Origin of the sequence: Sphingomonas sp. GCM10030256, assembly GCF_042666415.1 — a bacterium.
Lineage (GTDB): Bacteria > Pseudomonadota > Alphaproteobacteria > Sphingomonadales > Sphingomonadaceae > Sphingomicrobium.
This window is the reverse complement of record NZ_JBHTDI010000001.1, coordinates 1,119,747-1,136,668: the sequence shown is the minus strand read 5'-3', so window position 1 is coordinate 1,136,668 and position 16,922 is coordinate 1,119,747. Positions and strand designations below refer to the sequence as shown.

General features: G+C 65.8%; 20 protein-coding genes. 10 read left to right on the top strand and 10 right to left on the bottom strand.

The window, feature by feature from the left end; genetic code table 11:
- Positions 1 to 18: 18 nt before the first annotated feature.
- The 3 genes from rph (at position 19) to hemW (ending at position 2,656) form a co-directional block, all read left to right on the top strand.
- Positions 19 to 729: a ribonuclease PH gene (rph, locus tag ACFQPG_RS05620; RefSeq protein WP_380810857.1), complete on the top strand. Its 711-nt coding sequence runs from the start codon at positions 19 to 21 to the stop codon at positions 727 to 729.
- Positions 726 to 1,334, top strand: a complete 609-nt coding sequence (rdgB, locus tag ACFQPG_RS05615; RefSeq protein ID WP_380810855.1) for an RdgB/HAM1 family non-canonical purine NTP pyrophosphatase — start codon at positions 726 to 728, stop codon at positions 1,332 to 1,334. Before rph ends, rdgB begins: the two co-directional genes overlap by 4 nt.
- 134 nt (positions 1,335 to 1,468) lie before the next feature.
- Positions 1,469 to 2,656: a radical SAM family heme chaperone HemW gene (gene hemW / locus ACFQPG_RS05610; RefSeq protein ID WP_380810853.1), complete on the top strand. Its 1,188-nt coding sequence runs from the start codon at positions 1,469 to 1,471 to the stop codon at positions 2,654 to 2,656.
- On the opposite strand, the gene ACFQPG_RS05605 is transcribed toward hemW, so the two are convergent.
- Entirely contained in the window at positions 2,653 to 3,777 is a 1,125-nt protein-coding gene (locus tag ACFQPG_RS05605) for a penicillin-binding protein activator (protein ID WP_380810851.1), read from the bottom strand. The two genes, hemW and ACFQPG_RS05605, sit on opposite strands and share 4 nt — an antisense overlap.
- 15 nt (positions 3,778 to 3,792) lie before the next feature.
- Here ACFQPG_RS05605 and rsmI point away from each other — a divergent pair, with 15 nt between their 5' ends.
- Genes rsmI through ACFQPG_RS05585 form a run of 4 tightly spaced genes read left to right on the top strand, consistent with a single transcriptional unit; the run spans position 3,793 to position 6,572 of the window.
- Complete coding sequence (rsmI, locus tag ACFQPG_RS05600; protein WP_380810850.1) at positions 3,793 to 4,626, top strand: 16S rRNA (cytidine(1402)-2'-O)-methyltransferase; 834 nt, start codon at positions 3,793 to 3,795, stop codon at positions 4,624 to 4,626.
- Positions 4,623 to 4,973, top strand: coding sequence for a YraN family protein (locus ACFQPG_RS05595; protein WP_380810849.1), 351 nt, complete (start codon positions 4,623 to 4,625; stop codon positions 4,971 to 4,973). Before rsmI ends, ACFQPG_RS05595 begins: the two co-directional genes overlap by 4 nt.
- A 34-nt stretch (positions 4,974 to 5,007) precedes the next feature.
- On the top strand, positions 5,008 to 5,964 hold the full coding sequence (gshB, locus tag ACFQPG_RS05590; RefSeq protein ID WP_380810847.1) for a glutathione synthase: 957 nt from the start codon (positions 5,008 to 5,010) through the stop codon (positions 5,962 to 5,964).
- 2 nt (positions 5,965 to 5,966) lie between these two features.
- Positions 5,967 to 6,572, top strand: coding sequence for a DedA family protein (locus ACFQPG_RS05585; RefSeq protein WP_380810846.1), 606 nt, complete (start codon positions 5,967 to 5,969; stop codon positions 6,570 to 6,572).
- Positions 6,573 to 6,677: 105 nt separating this feature from the next.
- Here ACFQPG_RS05585 and ACFQPG_RS05580 read toward each other — a convergent pair whose 3' ends face one another.
- The 3 genes from ACFQPG_RS05580 to fsa form a co-directional block, all read right to left on the bottom strand.
- A complete protein-coding gene (locus tag ACFQPG_RS05580) occupies positions 6,678 to 7,604 on the bottom strand; it encodes a tyrosine recombinase XerC (RefSeq protein ID WP_380810845.1) in 927 nt (308 codons plus the stop codon).
- Positions 7,586 to 8,143 (bottom strand): DUF484 family protein, encoded by a 558-nt coding sequence (locus ACFQPG_RS05575; protein ID WP_380810844.1) that lies wholly within the window; start codon positions 8,141 to 8,143, stop codon positions 7,586 to 7,588. The genes ACFQPG_RS05580 and ACFQPG_RS05575 overlap by 19 nt, the downstream gene beginning before the upstream one ends.
- A gap of 63 nt (positions 8,144 to 8,206) precedes the next feature.
- Positions 8,207 to 8,860, bottom strand: a complete 654-nt coding sequence (gene fsa / locus ACFQPG_RS05570; protein ID WP_380811721.1) for a fructose-6-phosphate aldolase — start codon at positions 8,858 to 8,860, stop codon at positions 8,207 to 8,209.
- Between the two features lie 61 nt (positions 8,861 to 8,921).
- Between fsa and ACFQPG_RS05565 the strand changes: the two genes are divergently transcribed.
- The gene (locus ACFQPG_RS05565) at positions 8,922 to 9,683 is read left to right on the top strand and encodes an enoyl-CoA hydratase-related protein (RefSeq protein ID WP_380810842.1); all 762 of its coding nucleotides are present in this window, start codon (positions 8,922 to 8,924) and stop codon (positions 9,681 to 9,683) included.
- On the opposite strand, the gene ACFQPG_RS05560 is transcribed toward ACFQPG_RS05565, so the two are convergent.
- Genes ACFQPG_RS05560 through ACFQPG_RS05550 form a run of 3 tightly spaced genes read right to left on the bottom strand, consistent with a single transcriptional unit; the run spans position 9,680 to position 11,912 of the window.
- Positions 9,680 to 10,102, bottom strand: coding sequence for a TadE/TadG family type IV pilus assembly protein (locus ACFQPG_RS05560; RefSeq protein ID WP_380810841.1), 423 nt, complete (start codon positions 10,100 to 10,102; stop codon positions 9,680 to 9,682). The two genes, ACFQPG_RS05565 and ACFQPG_RS05560, sit on opposite strands and share 4 nt — an antisense overlap.
- Entirely contained in the window at positions 10,099 to 10,587 is a 489-nt protein-coding gene (locus ACFQPG_RS05555) for a TadE/TadG family type IV pilus assembly protein (protein WP_380810840.1), read from the bottom strand. Before ACFQPG_RS05555 ends, ACFQPG_RS05560 begins: the two co-directional genes overlap by 4 nt.
- A complete protein-coding gene (locus ACFQPG_RS05550; protein WP_380810838.1) occupies positions 10,587 to 11,912 on the bottom strand; it encodes a pilus assembly protein TadG-related protein in 1,326 nt (441 codons plus the stop codon). The genes ACFQPG_RS05555 and ACFQPG_RS05550 overlap by 1 nt, the downstream gene beginning before the upstream one ends.
- Positions 11,913 to 12,133: 221 nt before the next feature.
- Here ACFQPG_RS05550 and ACFQPG_RS05545 point away from each other — a divergent pair, with 221 nt between their 5' ends.
- Positions 12,134 to 13,327, top strand: coding sequence for a toxic anion resistance protein (locus tag ACFQPG_RS05545; protein ID WP_380810837.1), 1,194 nt, complete (start codon positions 12,134 to 12,136; stop codon positions 13,325 to 13,327).
- Entirely contained in the window at positions 13,324 to 14,055 is a 732-nt protein-coding gene (locus ACFQPG_RS05540; protein ID WP_380810836.1) for a hypothetical protein, read from the top strand. Before ACFQPG_RS05545 ends, ACFQPG_RS05540 begins: the two co-directional genes overlap by 4 nt.
- Here the strand turns inward: ACFQPG_RS05540 and ACFQPG_RS05535 are convergent.
- The 3 genes from ACFQPG_RS05535 to ACFQPG_RS05525 form a co-directional block, all read right to left on the bottom strand.
- The gene (locus ACFQPG_RS05535; RefSeq protein WP_380810834.1) at positions 14,015 to 14,482 is read right to left on the bottom strand and encodes a hypothetical protein; all 468 of its coding nucleotides are present in this window, start codon (positions 14,480 to 14,482) and stop codon (positions 14,015 to 14,017) included. The two genes, ACFQPG_RS05540 and ACFQPG_RS05535, sit on opposite strands and share 41 nt — an antisense overlap.
- A gap of 106 nt (positions 14,483 to 14,588) precedes the next feature.
- Positions 14,589 to 15,515, bottom strand: coding sequence for a sulfotransferase domain-containing protein (locus ACFQPG_RS05530; protein WP_380810833.1), 927 nt, complete (start codon positions 15,513 to 15,515; stop codon positions 14,589 to 14,591).
- A 101-nt stretch (positions 15,516 to 15,616) separates the two neighbouring features.
- Positions 15,617 to 16,816, bottom strand: a complete 1,200-nt coding sequence (locus tag ACFQPG_RS05525) for a CaiB/BaiF CoA transferase family protein (RefSeq protein ID WP_380810831.1) — start codon at positions 16,814 to 16,816, stop codon at positions 15,617 to 15,619.
- Positions 16,817 to 16,922: the final 106 nt, after the last annotated feature.

Genomic DNA, 16,922 nt, shown 5'->3' with positions numbered 1-16,922 from the left:
CATTATCAGGAGACCTCAATGCGCCCGAGCGGCCGCGCCCCCGACCAGATGCGCCAGCTGAGCTTTGAGCCCGGCTTTACCCGCCACGCCGAAGGCAGCTGCCTGGTCGGCTTCGGCGACACGCGCGTGCTGGTTACCGCCTCGGTGGAGGAGAAGGTGCCGCCTTTCCTGCGCGGCAAGGGCCAGGGCTGGGTCACCGCCGAATACGGCATGCTGCCGCGGGCCACCCACACCCGCGGCGCGCGCGAGGCGGCCAAGGGCAAGCAATCGGGTCGAACGCAGGAAATTCAGCGCCTGATCGGCCGCTCGCTCCGGGCGGTAGTCGACCTGCAGAAGCTGGGCGAGCGGCAGATCGTGGTCGATTGCGACGTGATCCAGGCGGATGGTGGGACGCGGACAGCCGCGATCTCCGGCGCCTGGGTGGCTTTGCGCCTGGCTGTAAACGGCCTGATGCCGCAGCTTTCGGGCGACCCGATCCGCACCCAGGTCGCGGCGGTCTCGTGCGGCATTCATGGCGGCTCGCCCGTGCTCGACCTGGATTATGTCGAGGATTCCACCGCCGGGAGCGACGGTAATTTCGTGCTCACCGCCGATGGCGCGATCGTCGAAGCGCAGCTGACGGCCGAGGGCGAGACCTTTGACGAGGAAGGCCTGCTCCGGCTGCTGCGCCTGGCGAAGATCGGATGCGGCGAAATCTTCGAAGCGCAGCGCAAGGCTGTCGCGCGATGAGGAGCATCGGCCCCAAGCTGGTCATCGCGACTCATAATGCGGGCAAGCTGCGCGAGATCCGTGAGCTGCTGGCCCCGTTCAATATCGAGTGCGTCGGCGCTGGCGAGCTCGACCTCCCCGAGCCGGAGGAAACCGGGGTCACCTTCGTCGACAATGCGGAACTGAAGGCGCGCGAGGCGGCCGACCTGTCCGGCTTGCCGGCGCTCGCCGACGACAGCGGGCTCTGCATCGATGCGCTGGGCGGCCGGCCCGGCATCCATTCGGCACGCTGGGCGGAAGATGAGGCCGGCACGCGCGACTGGATGCGGGCGATGGAAAGGGTGCAGTCTGAACTCGAAGCGGCCGGACCGGACGCCAGCCGCGACGCGCATTTTGTTTGCGCCCTGGCGCTCGCCTGGCCCGAGGACGGACAGGCCGAGGCGTTCGAGGGCAAGGTCCATGGAACGCTCGTGTGGCCGCCGCGCGGGGAAAATGGCTTCGGCTACGATCCGATCTTCGTACCGACCGACGGCGAGCAGACGTTCGGAGAAATGGCGCCTGCGGACAAGCATGCGATCAGCCATCGGGCCGATGCGTTCCGCAAGCTGGTCGAGGCGCTCGGCTGAAGCCCTGTCCTACAGCATGCTCCTTGCGCTATCGGCGCGGAGATGATGCGTGTCCGCCCCTCCCCGGCTGATCAAGTGAGCGAATGGCGCGCCCTTGCTGCTGCCCGACAGACACCCGCGTCAGTGAGAACATTGTGAACATTCGCGTCCAAGGCGTGGACCTGGCGCTCTACGTCCACTGGCCGTTCTGCGTCAGCAAGTGCCCTTACTGCGACTTCAACAGTCATGTGCGCGCCTCGATCGATCAGGACGCCTGGCGCGACGCCTTGCTCGCGGACCTGGCTCATGAAGCGGCACTGCTCCCGGGGCGCCGGCTGACCAGCATCTTCTTCGGGGGAGGTACGCCTTCGCTGATGGAGCCGGCCACCGCCGAAGCGATCATCCGGGCGGCGACCGGGCACTGGGCGCCGGCGGACGACCTGGAGATCACGCTCGAAGCCAATCCCTCCTCGGTCGAGGCGGAGCGTTTCGCCGATTTGGCAGCGGCGGGGGTGAACCGGGTCAGCCTGGGGCTCCAGTCGCTCGACGACGACGCGCTTGCCTTTCTTGGCCGGGCGCACTCGGTCGGCGAAAGCCTCCAAGCACTGGACATTGCGCAACACAGCTTCAAGCGGGTGAGCTTCGACCTTATCTATGCCCTGCCCGGTCAGACTATCGCGGAGTGGCAGGCGATGCTGCAGCGGGGGCTCGCGTTCGGCACGGGCCATCTGTCCCTTTATCAGCTGACCATCGAGCCGGGGACGCGCTTTGCCACGCTGCTTGCGGCGGGGAAGTTTACGCCACTCAACGCTGACGCATCTGCCGACCTGTTCGAGCTGACCGCGGCAATGACCGACGCTGCCGGAATTCCCGCTTACGAGATCAGCAACCATGCGCGCGCCGGGCAAGAAAGCCGCCACAACCTGACCTACTGGCGTTATGGCGATTATGCGGGCGTGGGCCCCGGGGCGCACGGCCGGCGGCTTGGCCTGCGGACGGTGCGTCATCGCAAGCCGGAGAACTTCACTGCCGCAGTTGCGCGCAACGGCCATGGCATGGTGGAGGAAGAAGCGCTCTCCCCGATCGAGGCCGCGGACGAGGCGCTGGTGATGGGATTGCGGCTGGCGGAGGGGATCGATCCCGCCGCGATCGCCGGTCGCTTCGGGCTGGCCTCCGTCGTGGACCAGCGCGCTGTTGCCAGACTGGTCGCCAGCGGTCACCTGGAGTGGGTCGGCTCACGGCTCCGCACCACCGCGGCCGGGCGATTGCTGCTGGACCATGTCCTTGGCGCGATCGCGGCGGTTCAGCCAATGCTGAGACGCGAGGTCCCGGCAATCGCCTAGAAGTGCGCCGGCGCAGGCGAGACGACCGTGCTTCCGCCCGCCGTCACCTGCCGCACCTCGAATGCGCGCTGGACGATGCCGTTTCGACCGAAGCGGAAGATGCCGTCGACCCCCTCATACCCATCCCCTTCCAGCAATCCGCGCTCGGGAAAGCGGCGGCCGAGCGACCAGTCCCGGGCCGCGCGGACGGTGAGCAGGACCGAGTCGTAGCCGAGCGTCGCCAGCCGCACTGGTGAGGCATCGTAGCGTGCCTTGTAGCGGCTCGCGAACTGGCCGAAGCGGGTGTCGGACGGTGCCGCGAACCAGGCGCCGCGAAGGCGGGCGATTCTGCCCAGTGTCCGGTCACCCGCCCATAGGGTGGAGCCCAATAGCCGCGGCCCGGCCCTGATCTGCGGGGCCGCGGCGGCAGCTGGCCGGCCGCCCTCGGCGATGAGGGCCGCATCGAACCCGCCAGCGGCGTTAAGCCGCCGAGCCGCGGCGCGCGCGTCTTCCGGCCGAGCATAGGTTTCGACCCGAACCACCTGTCCTCCCGACCGCTGCGCACCAGCGAGCAATGCCTCGCTCGAGCGCTGACCGTATGGGTTTGCCGGAACCAGGCCGGCGAACCGCACGGCGCCGGCCTGCCGGGCATGGCCGATCACCCGCTCGATCGCTTGTCCGGGAACGAAGCCCAGGATGTACACGCCGTCGCCAGCGACCGTGACGTCATTGGAATAGGAGATCACCGGCACCCGGGCGCGGCGGGCAATCGGCGCGACGGCGCGGGCTTCGTCGGCCAGCAATGGCCCCAAGATGAGCCGGCTGCCGTCGCCGATCGCCCGGGACGCAGCCGCCGCGGCTCCAGCCTCCATCGTGTCGTAGAGGCTGAGGCGGATCGAGCGGTTGCCGCTGTCCTGCAAAGCGAGTTGCGCCGCATTGGCGATCGCTCCGCCGACCGCCGCGTCGGGGCCGGTCATTGGCACCAGCACCGCGACTTCGTGGACCGAGGGGACGCCAGGTTCAGGTCGGGGGAAGTCGGCTCGCGGACCGCCGCGGCAGTTCGCGAGCATCAGCATTCCAACCGCAACCGCGACGAATGCGAACCGGTGGCGCGCTTGCGGCGAAGGCAGGGTTGGTGTCATGGCCTGACCACCCTCATGAACGATCCCCTTCCCCCCGGTTTGTACATCGTCGCCACGCCCATCGGCAATCTTGGCGACCTGAGCCCGAGGGCCGCGGACACGCTGCGGCGGGTGCAACTGGTCCTGGCCGAGGACAAGAGGGTCAGCGCGCGCCTGCTCGCTCATGCCGGATCGACCGCAAGGATGATGGCTTACCACGACCATTCAAGCGAGGCGCAGCGGGATTTGGTTCTAGCCCGGCTAGCTGGAGAAGCCGTGGCGCTGGTCAGCGATGCTGGTACGCCGCTGATTTCCGACCCCGGATACAAGCTGGTTCGCGCCGCCCGCGCCGCCGGGCACGCGATCCATACGATCCCAGGTCCCTGCGCCGCGATTGCGGCCCTGACCCTGGCTGGACTGCCAACCGATCGATTCCTGTTCGCCGGCTTCCTGCCGGTCAAGGCAAAGGCGCGGCAGGAAGCGATCGCGGAGTTGAACGCGATCCGCGCCAGCCTGGTATTCTATGAAAGTGGACCACGCCTTGCCGAAGCGCTCGGCGACCTTTCCATTGGGCTGGGCAAGCGGGATGGGGCAGTCGCGCGGGAGATCAGCAAGCTTTACGAGGAATGCGTCACCGGCACCCTGGCGGAACTCGCGGACCGCTATGTCGAGGCTCCGCCAAAGGGAGAGATTGTAATCGTGGTCGGTCCTCCTCCCGCCGTTGAAGAGGCGAGTGACGCGGCGCTGGACCAGGCCTTGGACGAGGCGCTGAAGAGCATGACCGCCTCACGCGCCGCCGCCGCCGTCGCCGCCAACTTGGGCGTGCCGCGGAAGCGGGCATACGCCCGGGCGCTCGAGCGGGCGCGATGAACCGGCACTCCGCGGAACGACGCGGACGCAAGGCGGAGACGCTTGCTGCCTGGTGGTTGCGGCTCAAGGGGTGGCGCATTCTTGCGCAGCGCGCGCGGGTGCCAGGCGGCGAGGTCGACCTGGTCGCTCGGCGGGGCCGCACCCTCGCCTTCGTCGAGGTCAAGGCGCGGGCAAGCGAGCAATCGGCGGCGCTCAGCCTTGACCGCAACCGCCTGCGACGGGTTGCAGTCGCGGCCGAGCGGCTGAGTGCGCGATATGGAGAAGGCTGCGACACCATCCGGCTCGACGCAATCTACGTTGTGCCACGCCGACTGCCTCGTCACATCGCCGATGTTTGGAGCGGGTGACAAAGCCCTGACGCTCCACTAGGCGGCTCACCCTATGCCGTTGACCGTTGCCGTCCAGATGGATCCGTTGGAGTCGATCGCCATCGCGGGCGATTCCACCTTTGCGCTGATGCTGGAGGCGCAGGCCCGCGGACACCGGCTGTTCCACTATCTGCCGCAGGACCTGACCTACGAAAATGGGCGGCTTCGCGCTGCGGGGCGCTTCGTCACCGTCCAGCGCACCGAAGGCGATCACTTCCGCGCGGAGCCGGACAGTGTCCTCGACCTGGAGGGCGCAGCGGACGCCGTGCTGATGCGGCAGGACCCGCCGTTCGACATCGCCTACATCACCGCAGCGCATCTGCTCGAGCGGCTCGAGGGCAAGACCCTGGTCGTGAACAATCCCCGCAGCGTCCGCGACGCGCCGGAAAAACTGTTCGTCCTCGACTTCGCGGAATTCATGCCGCCGACCATGATCACGCGGTCGTGGGAGGAACTGAGCGCCTTTCACCGGCTTCATGGCCAAATCGTGCTGAAGCCGCTGCACGGCAATGCCGGCGCCGCCGTGTTCAAGATCGGCGAAGACGGGGGCAATCTGCGGGCGCTGGCCGAGCTGTTCTCCGAAGTGTGGAAAGAACCATTCATCGCCCAAGCCTTTCTTCCGGCGGTCACGGACGGCGACAAGCGCATCATCCTCGTCGACGGAGAGCCGGCTGGCGCGATCAACCGGAGGCCGAGCCATGGAGAAATCCGCTCTAACCTCGCCGCAGGGGGCACCGCCGAACCGACTGATCTGACCCAGCGAGAGCGGGAGATCTGCGCAGCGCTCGGTCCGGAGCTGAAGGCGCGCGGACTGCTCTTAGTCGGCATCGACGTGATCGGCGGCATGCTGACCGAGATCAACGTGACCTCGCCAACCGGCATCGTCGCAATGGACCGCTTCACCGGCGGAAATACGCCCGGGCTGATCTGGGATGCAATCGAGCGCCTTGCCGCTGCCGAGGTGGCCTGACCATGGCCGATTGGGTAATCGAGCTGATCGAGCAGGCCGGCTACCTGGGCGTCGCCTTCCTGATGTTCCTCGAGACGATCTTCCCGCCGATTCCGTCGGAGGTGATCATGCCTGTCGCGGGAGTCGCGGCGGCGCGGGGAGATCTGTGGCTGCCCGGGGTCATCGCCAGCGGGACCGCGGGGGCAATGCTGGGCAACATCGTCTGGTACCTCGCCGCGCGCGCGCTTGGGATCATCCGGCTTCGACCTTTGATCGACAAGCACGGCCGGTGGCTGACCATGAACTGGCACGAGGTAGAGCGTGCAGAGCGCTGGTTCCGCACCCACGGCACCTTCTTCGTCTTCCTCGGCCGGATGCTGCCGACGGTTCGCAGTCTGGTGTCCGTACCGGCGGGTCTGCTGAAGATGCGCTTCCGCACCTTTCTGGTAGCATCCACCATCGGCACTGCCGGGTGGACCACCATGCTCGCTTACGCCGGCTTCAAGCTGCGCGAGAACTTCACCGAAGTGGACCAATGGCTGGGGCCGGTTTCCAACGCCATTCTGCTGACGCTGGCGCTCGGCTATCTGTGGCGGCTGTGGACCTACAAGCCGGCGGAAAAGAAGTAGTCCGCACCGCTTTGGACGGGCTGACAGGGTCGCGGCAAGGGTCGGCCGGTTAGGCGGGCTTGTCCGCGCTGCGGTGCCGCTCCCCACCGGCACGGCCGCGCGGCATCACGCCCGCGGGTGCGCGTGGCGGTAAACGTCGAGGAGCCGAGCGGCATCGACCCCGGTGTAGATCTGGGTCGACGACAGGCTGGCGTGCCCGAGCAACTCCTGAAGCGAGCGCAGATCGGCTCCTCCCGCCAGCAGGTGGGTGGCGAAACTGTGTCGCAGGGCGTGGGGCGTAAGGCTGTCGGGTAAACCAAGACGCCGCCGCGCCGCCTGCACGGCGCGGCGGACCAGGTCGGCGTTGAGCGGCCCGCCGCGCGCGCCGACAAACAAGGGCGCTTTGCCGGCGATCGGCCATGGACACTGCCGGACATAGTCGGCGATCGCCTCGCGCACTGCCGGGATCAGCGGCACCACCCGCGGCTTGTTGCGCTTGCCGACCACTCGCAGCGTCGGCCCTAGCGGCAGGTCTCGGGCAGTCAGCGACATGGCTTCCGCAACCCGCAGGCCAGAGCCGTAGAGCAACAGCAGGATGGCCGTGTCGCGCGCGCCGATCCATGGCTGGGACGCCCATTCCCCCGCATCTTCCGCCAGAGCGACCGCATCATCCGGAGCCGCCGGGCGCGGCAAGGTGCGCGGGCGGCGCGGCGCACGGGTACGCGGCAGTTGCGGCGCTTCGCCCATCTCCTCCGCGGCGAAGCGAAGGAAGGCACGAACAGCGGACAGTTCGCGAGCAGCGGACGATGGCCCGAGACCGCTTGAGCGGCGATCGGCAAGAAAGGCGCGCATGTCGACCGGCTCGACGGCCAGCAGCGAGAACCGGCCAAGCGCCTCGCCGCGGTGCCGCGCCAGAAAGTCGAGGAAGCGGTGAGCGGTCGAAAGATAGGCGCGCACGGTATGAGCGCTGCGCCGACGGTCGTGGGCGAGATGCTGCCCGAAGCGGGCGGCGAGTTGCCGAACGGGATCGGGGTCTAGGGGTTCAGCGTCCACCGCTGGATCATAGCGGACAGGCTGCGGCCGAGGAACAGCAGCAATTCCGACCCATGCCGGCCGTCGAGCTGCTGCCCGGCACGCTGGCCGAGCGCGATCAGACCGACAGGAGCGTCGCTTTCGAGCCGGATCAGCGCTTCGGCGCGGATCAGGTCGCAGGCCGGGCCGAACAGGGGATGGCCGCGATCGACGCTGCGCAAAACGACTCCGTCGACCTGCCGAAGCGAGCGCTGCAGCATCTGCGGATCGACCAGCTGCACCCCGCCTGAATCAACCCGGAAGCCACGCTCGCCGACAATCAGCGCCAGGGCGACGGCATCGATTCCGAGCATCAGCGGCCATTCCTGCGTCACCACATGCAGAAGGGAGTCGAAGCTGTCCGCCTCCATTGCCGACAGGACGGCGGAGTGGATCGACGACACGGCACCCGAATGGCCGCGGGCAAAGGCGAGCAGATCCTGATTGGCTTCTTCGGCCGCGGCGCACCGCTCGCGCAGCCTGGCCAGCGCATGGTCCTCGAACTGGATCACCCGTCCCATACCGAGAGGATGTCGCAGGAGAAGGTTAATTTCCAGTGGCTGGGTACACTGCGCCAGCCGCAGCTAGCCGATCGACTGTCCCGTCGCCTGCCAGTCCTTGAGGAAGCTGGCGATACCGTTGTCGGTCAGCGGATGCTTGAACAACTGGTGGATGATCTTGGGCGGCGCGGTCATCACGTCCGCACCGAGCTTGGCGGCTTCGACGACGTGCATCGGATGGCGCACGCTGGCGACCAGTATCTGCGTTGGGAAATCGTAATTGTCGTAGATCATCCGAATGTCGGCGATCAGGTCCATGCCGTTGAATCCGACGTCGTCGTGGCGGCCGACGAACGGCGAGATGTAGGTCGCGCCCGCCTTGGCGGCGAGCAGTGCCTGAGCGGCGGAGAAGCACAGGGTGACGTTCACCTGGGTCCCCTCACCCGTCAGCCTGGCGCAGGTCTTGAGCCCGGCCGGGGTCAGCGGCACCTTGATAGCCACGTTGTCGGCGATTTTCCGCAGAACCTCTGCCTCGCGCATCATTTCGTCATGGTCCAGTGCGACCACCTCGGCGCTGACCGGACCCGGGCAGATCGCGGCGATCTCGCGAACCGTTTCGATGAAGTCGCGTCCGGCCTTGTGCACCAGCGTCGGATTGGTCGTCACGCCGTCGAGCAGGCCAGTCTCGGCAAGCTCGCGGATCTCGGCGCTATCGGCGGTGTCGGCGAAGAACTTCATCATGGTGTCCTGTGGTGCGGAAAAGTTGCGCGGGCCTTAGCGGCTGGGCACAAGAGCGTCCATGACCGAACATCTGCTCGTCGAACGCCGCGGGGCACGTCTGGCCCTCACCATGAACCGTCCGGAGCGCCGCAATGCCATCACCGTGGCGATGTATGCGGCGCTTGCCGATGCCATCGCCGCGGCCGCCGCGGATGAGAGCGTTCGGGTGATCACCCTGGAGGGCGCAGGCGAGGATTTCACGGCCGGCAACGACCTTGGCGACTTCATGAACGAGCTGCCGCAGGACGGCAGCGATATTCCGGTGTGGCGCCTGCTTCGCGCTCTGGCGGTCAACCCCGTGCCGCTGGTCGCCGCGGTCCACGGCAATGCAGTCGGTATCGGAACCACCATGCTGTTCCACTGTGACCTGGTGGTGGCCGAGGACGGCAGCCGCTTCCACATGCCGTTCGTAGACCTGGGTCTGGTTCCAGAAGCCGCAAGCTCCCTCCTCTTCCCCCGGCTGGCGGGTCGCCGCGCGGCAGCGCGGCACCTGCTGCTGGGCGAGGCATTCGGTGTGGTGGAGGCGGAGCGTTACGGGCTGGTCAGCCACAGCGCGGCAAAGGGCGAACTTGGCGCAACACTTGAGGCCGTCGTCGCTGCGCTGCTTGCCAAGCCGGCCGAAGCGCTGCGGCTGACGCAGGCGCTGCTGCGCGGAAGAGATCAGGCCGACGTGCTTGCCCGCATGGAGCTGGAGAACCGGCACTTCTCGGAACGGTTGACGTCCGACGGGGTGAAGGGGGCGATCCAGGCGTTTTTCGCTGCCCGTGCAAGCCGAGCCTAGCTGGCGACCCAGACCCGCTTCGACTTGGTGATTGTGACGTTCGGCCCGGGGAAGATCAGAAGGGTAGTCGGCTGGGTATAGGTGACCGTCAGGTCCTTGTAGCCGGCCTTGCTTTCGTCGACGCCTGCCGTGGCAGGATCGTCCACCGGATCTGCCGCCTTGTTGGTGAACGTGCCCGATTTGATGCCCCAGACCGACGCTGACATCTTGGTTTCAATCTGGCTGTTGGTCGGCTTCGGAAACAGGGTTGCATAGCGCGCGCCCTGCCCCAAGGCATTCTGAATCCCCGAGTTGGCATTGTAGACAAGCCCAAGCTGAAGGATCGTCCAGATCAGGATGACGAAGCAGGGCAGAGCAAAGGCCAGCTCGATGATCGCCGTCCCCTGCTGGTCCCGAAAGAGAGTAGGTGAGCACTTCATGCGGTCCTCATTCCGGCCTCGGCCCTGATCAGGTAGGTGCCGTCCGCTTGCTTGGTGCCGAGGTTCAGGCTCGAGAAGAATGGCTTGTAGTTGTCGGTGACGGTGATCAAAATGTAATGGGACTCCCGCTCGGTGGATGCGCAAGGCGTTCCGTCCGAGTAGCCTTCGGCATCGACTGTCGTGTCGGGCATCTTCTTGCCGTCGCAGTAACGGGGGAATTGCACCGACACCTGGCTGGCCTTGACGTTGGCCTGAAGCGCCACCTCATCGGCAATGGTCCCCTGCACGGTCTTGAGTTCGGTCGTCTGCATGACCTTTTCGATGGCGCGGTGCGCCCCCTGCTCCAGCGCGAGCTTTCGGCTGTAGGCATTGCTGACGTCCGTCACGACCATGATGAGGCCGGCGAGAATCGGAGCGGCAAAGGCAAGCTCGATGACGGCAGCGCCGCGCTGGTCCTGGGCGAGATTCGGAAGCAGCGGGAGCATCAGGCCACCAATCGGATGCGGCTGCCGGCGCCGGTAATCGGATTGAGTCCTTCGGCCGCGCACTCGCTGCCCATCTTCATCTTGCTGTTGCCGCTAAAGTCGACCCGCATGGCGACAAGCTGCATGCAGATGGCGGTGCTGCTTCCCCCGCCGTTGTACAGGATCGATCGGCTGGGCGTGTAGACCACTCCCTGAACACCCCCGGTGCTGTTGCCGTTGATATGATTGGTCCCGCGCTTGCCGTCGTCGCCAGCGAGACGATCCTGGTAGATGGCGATGCCGCGATAGGTTGCGCCGGTCGTGGTCGGCGCCTTGATGTCAAGTACGCCCCCGGTGATCTTGAGATTGCCGGTCTGGGTCTTGTCGGTGAAGTTGGTGAGGATGATGGTGCAGCCGTCGCAGGTGATCTTGGCGTCACTGGCGCTCATTGTAAGGTCGCCGCCGTCGAGCACATACGTTGCGGCTCCTAATGTCAACGTGCCCTTCGGGACGGTCAGACCTCCCGTGATGCAAATCGTCTTGCCATGATCACCCTCGCTGCTGGCCCGATCGATGGGATAATCGCTCTGCTTGTCGGAGATCGTGATTTCTTTATGGCAGTCCGCCTTGGTAGGCATGGGCAACGTGGCGAATGGGTCCTTGGCCGGCTCGCTGTAGGGGTTGTAGCTGTCCACGTCCCAAGTCGGATCCTTTGACTTCTCAACCCCGCCTGCCGCTGCAATGCAGCCCGCCTTCACGGTAGACCCGACCCCGTTGTTGCGGAACGCCTGGTTTTCGTGCGTCGAGTTGGCGATCATGCAACAGTCGCCGATGTCGACCTCTGTGCTGCCGGCAACCTCAAGACCCACCACCTTTTTCTTGTCGAGCGCGATCACGCAATATTCGCCCCCCGGAACGCTGGCCGCCGTGGCGTTGACAACGATAGTCGGTGCGGTGCTCAGGAAGAAGGAGCTGAACACCAGCGGCTTCTGCAGCTTCAGAGTCACGGAAACCTGGTTCTTGCGAGCGGCCGGGGCTATTCCGGCCACATCGGCCGGATAGGCAAGCGCCACCGCTTCCTTGAGCACTCCGGCATGCTGGTTGAGCGCAAGATCGCGATCGACGGCGGCCGGAACCCCTGCTGTTGCACCCTCCGCGACATTGCGCTCGTACACTCCCGCAATCGCTGCGGAATCGGCCGCCCGCTGCAACTGACGCTTCCACAGGGCCCATTGGATCGTGTCCGTGGCAAAGCCCGCCGCGGCGATCAGCAGCGGCATGACCGCCGCCGTCAGGATCAGCACATTCCCCCGCTGATCCCTCCGAAGCTTCGTGAAAAAGCCCATGACCTGCTCCCGTCAGCACCGCCACTCGCGGTTCTTTGGACGACAAATAGTGCGAACAGGGTGAGCAATTGGCTGAGGAACGTGGTTAATGAACCCACAAGATGGGCCGCCCGCCTTGAAGCCACGTGTGTCATCATTATAATACAGCGGAACCGCTTGCGTGGGTCGCGGCGGCTGGCCATCTTGGGCGAGCCCTCGGGCGATCACAGGGGACGAGAAGAATGGCGACTACCACCGAAACCAAGCTGAAGCTGGAAGCTCCCGACGTTCTTCAGCCGGTGCCGCCAGCGGAGGCCGCGGGGCTGGTTCCCCTCAAGGAAGCGGAACAGACCCAGCTCGAGCAGAAGGTCGATACGTTCGTGAACGAGCTGGTGGCGCTGGACGCCAATAGCCCCGACTTCGGCAAGAAGGTCGACCAGCTGACCGCCATGGGCCGCAAGGAGATCGCGGAAGCGGCCGGCGCGTCGAACCGCTTCCTCGACCGCCCGGTCAAGGCGATCGACAGCGACACCGGCATCGGCGCGGACCTTACCGAGCTACGCCGAACGGTGGAAAAGCTCGATCCCAAGCGCAACGGCAGCCTGTCGCCCGGACGCAAGCTGTTCGGCCTGATCCCGTTCGGCAACAAGCTGACCAACTACTTTCGGCAATATCAGAGCTCGCAGACCCACATCTCGCAGATCCTGGCGCGCCTCGCCTCGGGCAAGGACGAGCTGCTGATGGACAATGCCGCTATCGACACCGAGCGGGCTAACCTGTGGAAAACGATGCACCGGCTGGAGCAGATGATCCACATCTCCAAGGCGCTCGATGCCAAGCTGGAGGAGAAGGCCAACGAGCTGGACTCGACCGAGCCGGCCAAGGCCAAGGCGATCCGCGAGACGGCCCTGTTCTACACGCGGCAACGGACAACCGACCTGCTGACCCAGATGGCGGTAACGGTGCAGGGCTATCTGGCGCTGGACCTGGTCAAGAAGAACAACGTCGAACTGGTGAAGGGCGTCGACCGCGCGTCGACCACCACCGTGTCGGCACTCCGCACGGCGGTCACGGTGGCGCAGGCGCTGACCAACCAGCGGCTGGTACTGGAGCAGATCGGAGCACTCAACACGACCACTGCGGGGATGATCGATTCCACCGGCGAGATGCTGCGGGCCCAGTCGGCCGCAATCCACGAGCAGGCGGCAAGTTCGACCATCCCGCTGGAAACCCTGCAGCGGGCGTTTCAGAACATCTATGACACGATGGACCAGATCGACGCATTCAAGCTGCAGGCGCTGACCAACATGAAGCAGACGGTCGACACGCTCGGCAACGAGGTGGAGAAGTCGCGCGGCTATATCGCAAGGACCGAGGGCGCGGCACAGGCCAAGCTTCAAGGGCCGTCGGCATTCACGCCCCTTGAGGTAAAATGAGCACGGAGCTCACCCGCAAGGTCGAGCGTACGCTCGAGATGGTCGACCGGGTCAACCGCTCGCTCGACGAGAAAGGCGGTGAGGTCGCGGCGGCGCGAAGACGCGAGCGGCAGCGGGTGAACCGTGCGATCGGGCGCAGGCTAGCCACGGTGGGCGTCGCGGTTGGAGTGATCTCGCTGCTCACGATTGTGGTGGGATTGATCATGCCGATCGGCATGTTCGGCTTCCTGGCCGCGGTCGGGATCGCAATCGGGATTGCGGCGCTGCTGTTCTTCTGGCCGGGCGAGAACGCGACGCCAACCGTGCCGAAGGACGTCGGCAACACCGAGATGGTGCAGCGGTTCGACAGCTTCCTCTACAAGACCCGCCGCGCCCTCCCTGCGCCGGCACAGACGGTGGTGGACGGCATCAGCGCGGAACTGGGAACGCTGAAGACCACGCTGGAGCGGGTCGACCCGCTCGATCCCGATGCGCAGGACGCCCGGCGCCTTATGAGCGTGCACCTCCCGGGGCTGGTGGAACGCTACGTCAACGTCCCCCCGGGATACCGCAGCGAGCCGGACGCGGAAGGGCTGACGGTCGACCAGAGGCTGGTCGAAGGCTTGGATGCGGCCAAGTCGGCCTTGGGCGAGGTCAATCAGCGGCTCGCCAAGCGCGATATGGACGCGTTCCAGACGCACGGGCGGTTCATCCAGTCGAGATATGGCGAAGCGGGACCACAGGCCTAGGCCCGCAACTGCGCTGACGCTTGCGGGCGTCGACCGCGCGAAGCTTGCGGCGGACCCGAAGCACTCGCCGAGCCAGCTTGGAGATCCTCGCAACACTCCACGCGAAGAACAGTACGAACAACAGAAGCGCGCCTGTCGCGACGATTTCCGACCCGCCCGAGGAGTGCTCGCCCGCCGCAAGTCCGACAGATGCAAAGATCACCGCGGTCGCAGCCACAAGGTTCATGCAGATCATCAGGCTGACGCGCGACAGATAGTAGGTCGGGTCCGTCGCGCAATGATAGGCTTGGCGCAGGGTGACGAAGGCGCGCCTCCTCAAGGCCCGCCGCACGCTGATCCGGCGGGCCAGGCGGACGAAGCGCCACTCGCGCAGCAAGGCTCGCCACATGAAGAACACAGCGCCCGCGAAGCCCAGCGCACTGACCATGGCGAAAACCGACAAATCGGTGGCGAAGACTTCCCGGATTATTCAACTCCTATCACTTCACAGACCGTCTTGATCGCGCTGAACTGAGGTACCGCGGGCCCGGTCGCTAGACATAACCCCAAAGCCGACGGAAATTCGTGCCGGCGAGATCGTCCAGCCGAAGCACTTCCGGGCGCATGATCGTGCGCAGACGCTCGCGGGTTGCGGGGCCCATCTTCGGACGCGACGCTTCGGAATAGGGTTGATACAGCAAGTTGCGCAGCGTCCTCGATGTTTTGAGCCGGCCGCGTAGCTCCCGCAGTCCGTTCCGATAGGCGAGGAGCGCTACCATCTTGGTCAGTCGCACAACCGCCTTCGAACGCGGACGGCCTGCGGGAAGAACCTTGTCCATGGCGCCCGGAGGCAAATCGATCGGGGTGGCGCCAAGGAACTCGAACAGGCGGGCCGCGAACTTCTCGGGCGACGACACGAGTTCATCGAACGGTGCGATATGGATTTGGTCGCGCGGGAATCGCGTCAAATATCGTTCGAGATGGGACGCATACTTGCTGCGCTCGACGATCTTGGGAAAGCGCTCCAGCGCCTCCTCGAAGGTCCCCTCGATCTTCCCGTTCTTGATCCCGTCGAGATAGTCCGAGAAGGTCCGCGCAACCGGCTCGCGCAGACAGGCGATCAGCCTGGCATCGGGCATCAGATCGTAAACGCGTTCCGCAGCATGCTGCGAAGGCAGGTAGCTGTGGCAGATCTCTCCCATGATCCTGTGCTCAGGACCAGGATCGAAGTGGTTCACATACCAGGCCCAGCCATTGGCGAATCGGTTGGAGAAGAACCCGAGGTTCTTGCCGGGGTACGTAAAAATTTCGGGATGATGGGAGAGAAGGTGGAAGATCCATGTCGACCCCGCCTTGCTAGTCCCGATGTAGAGGAACTTGGCTAAAGATTGGTGCGGCCCCCAATCTCCTTTCCTTGAGCTGGCAGCGGAAAGGTCGATGCCTAGGTCGTCGGGCTTCCTCGCCGCCGTCGATCCGTCCACTCACTGCCCCCGGGCTAAAGGAGAGACGATCATGCGGCGGAAGGAGTTCGGCTACAATCATCCGAATGGAGGAGGGCGGTAGCTTCGCTCGCACCCTATATTCACCCGATTGCGTTCAGGGCCTTCAGCCGATCGCGTTCGCTTTCCTCGAGTCCGAGCTCCGCCAGCACCTCGGCAGTGTGGCTGCCAAGCCGGGGCGGTGGCAGAGTTGAGCTGGCAGGCTCACCATCAAGCCTTAGCGGCGACCTCACGAGGCGGTATCGGTCCATCTCCTCCACGACCTGCCGATATGCCGCCTGCGGGTCTCCCAAAGCCTGGCTGACGGTGTTGATCGGCCCTGCAGGGATGCCAGCGGCGTCCAGCTCCGCGAACCAGTCCGCGGCTGAGCGCTCCGCAAGCCTCGCTTCGATTAGGGGGATAAGGGTGGCTCGGTTTGCGACGCGGGCGGGGTTGGTGGCGAAGCGTTCGTCCTGCGCCCACTCCGGCGCGCCGAGGAGGGCGGCCAATTTCGCGAACTGGCGGTCGTTGCCGACGGCGATAATCAGGGGCTGATCCGCGGTCTGGAACGGTTGGTAGGGCGCGATATTCGGGTGGGTGTTGCCCTGGCGCGGCGGGGTCTGGCCGGAGACGAGCGCGTTGCTGGCCTGGTTGGCGAGAAGGGCAAGGCTGACGTCGAACAGCGCGCTGTCGATGTGTGCGCCCTCCCCGCTCACGCCCCGGCGAACCAGTGCGGCGAGGATGGCGCTGGCGGTGTACATGCCCGTGAACAGGTCGATCACCGCCACCCCGACGCGCATCGGCTCACCGCCCGGGGCTCCGTCCGGCTGGCCGGTAATGCTCATCAGCCCACTCATGCCCTGGATGATGTAGTCGTAGCCGGCGCGATCCTTGTACGGGCCGTCCTGGCCAAAGCCGGTGATCGACGCGTAGACGAGCTGGGGGTCGGCCGTGCGTAGGGAGTCCGGGTCGAGGCCGAATTTCTTCAGTGCGCCGACCTTGAAGTTTTCGACCACCACATCGCTCTTGCCAGCGAGGCGACGAACCAGGTCGGCTCCTTCCGGCTTGCTGAAGTCGATCGCCACAGAGCGCTTGCCCCGGTTGGCGGCGAGGAAATAGGCCGCGACGCGCTCCTCGCCCTCACCGTGCCACGGCGGTCCCCAGTGGCGGGTGTCGTCGCCAACGCCGGGCCGCTCGATCTTGATCACGTCGGCGCCAAGGTCGGCGAGGAGTTGCGTGCACCACGGGCCGGCCAGCACCCGGCTGAGGTCGAGGACGCGGATCCCGGAGAGAGGTTTGTTCATGGGGTCCGTTCCAATCCGCTCAGGCCGAGGGAGGACGGAGCACGCGAAGCGCCCCGAAGGCCAGTCTCGAAGCACCGGTTTCTCCGGGACGCCACTTCGACTTCGC

Excerpts from the sequence above, each read along its gene's own strand:
- rph (WP_380810857.1), top strand. The coding sequence starts at position 19 with ATGCGCCCGAGCGGCCGCGCCCCCGACCAGATGCGCCAGCTGAGCTTT.
- rdgB (WP_380810855.1), top strand. The coding sequence starts at position 726 with ATGAGGAGCATCGGCCCCAAGCTGGTCATCGCGACTCATAATGCGGGC.
- ACFQPG_RS05605 (WP_380810851.1), bottom strand. The coding sequence starts at position 3,777 with ATGACACCAACCCTGCCTTCGCCGCAAGCGCGCCACCGGTTCGCATTC.
- rsmI (WP_380810850.1), top strand. The coding sequence starts at position 3,793 with ATGAACGATCCCCTTCCCCCCGGTTTGTACATCGTCGCCACGCCCATC.
- ACFQPG_RS05595 (WP_380810849.1), top strand. The coding sequence starts at position 4,623 with ATGAACCGGCACTCCGCGGAACGACGCGGACGCAAGGCGGAGACGCTT.
- gshB (WP_380810847.1), top strand. The coding sequence starts at position 5,008 with ATGCCGTTGACCGTTGCCGTCCAGATGGATCCGTTGGAGTCGATCGCC.
- ACFQPG_RS05585 (WP_380810846.1), top strand. The coding sequence starts at position 5,967 with ATGGCCGATTGGGTAATCGAGCTGATCGAGCAGGCCGGCTACCTGGGC.
- ACFQPG_RS05575 (WP_380810844.1), bottom strand. The coding sequence starts at position 8,143 with ATGGGACGGGTGATCCAGTTCGAGGACCATGCGCTGGCCAGGCTGCGC.
- fsa (WP_380811721.1), bottom strand. The coding sequence starts at position 8,860 with ATGAAGTTCTTCGCCGACACCGCCGATAGCGCCGAGATCCGCGAGCTT.
- ACFQPG_RS05565 (WP_380810842.1), top strand. The coding sequence starts at position 8,922 with ATGACCGAACATCTGCTCGTCGAACGCCGCGGGGCACGTCTGGCCCTC.
- ACFQPG_RS05560 (WP_380810841.1), bottom strand. The coding sequence starts at position 10,102 with ATGAAGTGCTCACCTACTCTCTTTCGGGACCAGCAGGGGACGGCGATC.
- ACFQPG_RS05555 (WP_380810840.1), bottom strand. The coding sequence starts at position 10,587 with ATGCTCCCGCTGCTTCCGAATCTCGCCCAGGACCAGCGCGGCGCTGCC.
- ACFQPG_RS05550 (WP_380810838.1), bottom strand. The coding sequence starts at position 11,912 with ATGGGCTTTTTCACGAAGCTTCGGAGGGATCAGCGGGGGAATGTGCTG.
- ACFQPG_RS05545 (WP_380810837.1), top strand. The coding sequence starts at position 12,134 with ATGGCGACTACCACCGAAACCAAGCTGAAGCTGGAAGCTCCCGACGTT.
- ACFQPG_RS05540 (WP_380810836.1), top strand. The coding sequence starts at position 13,324 with ATGAGCACGGAGCTCACCCGCAAGGTCGAGCGTACGCTCGAGATGGTC.
- ACFQPG_RS05535 (WP_380810834.1), bottom strand. The coding sequence starts at position 14,482 with ATGGTCAGTGCGCTGGGCTTCGCGGGCGCTGTGTTCTTCATGTGGCGA.
- ACFQPG_RS05525 (WP_380810831.1), bottom strand. The coding sequence starts at position 16,816 with ATGAACAAACCTCTCTCCGGGATCCGCGTCCTCGACCTCAGCCGGGTG.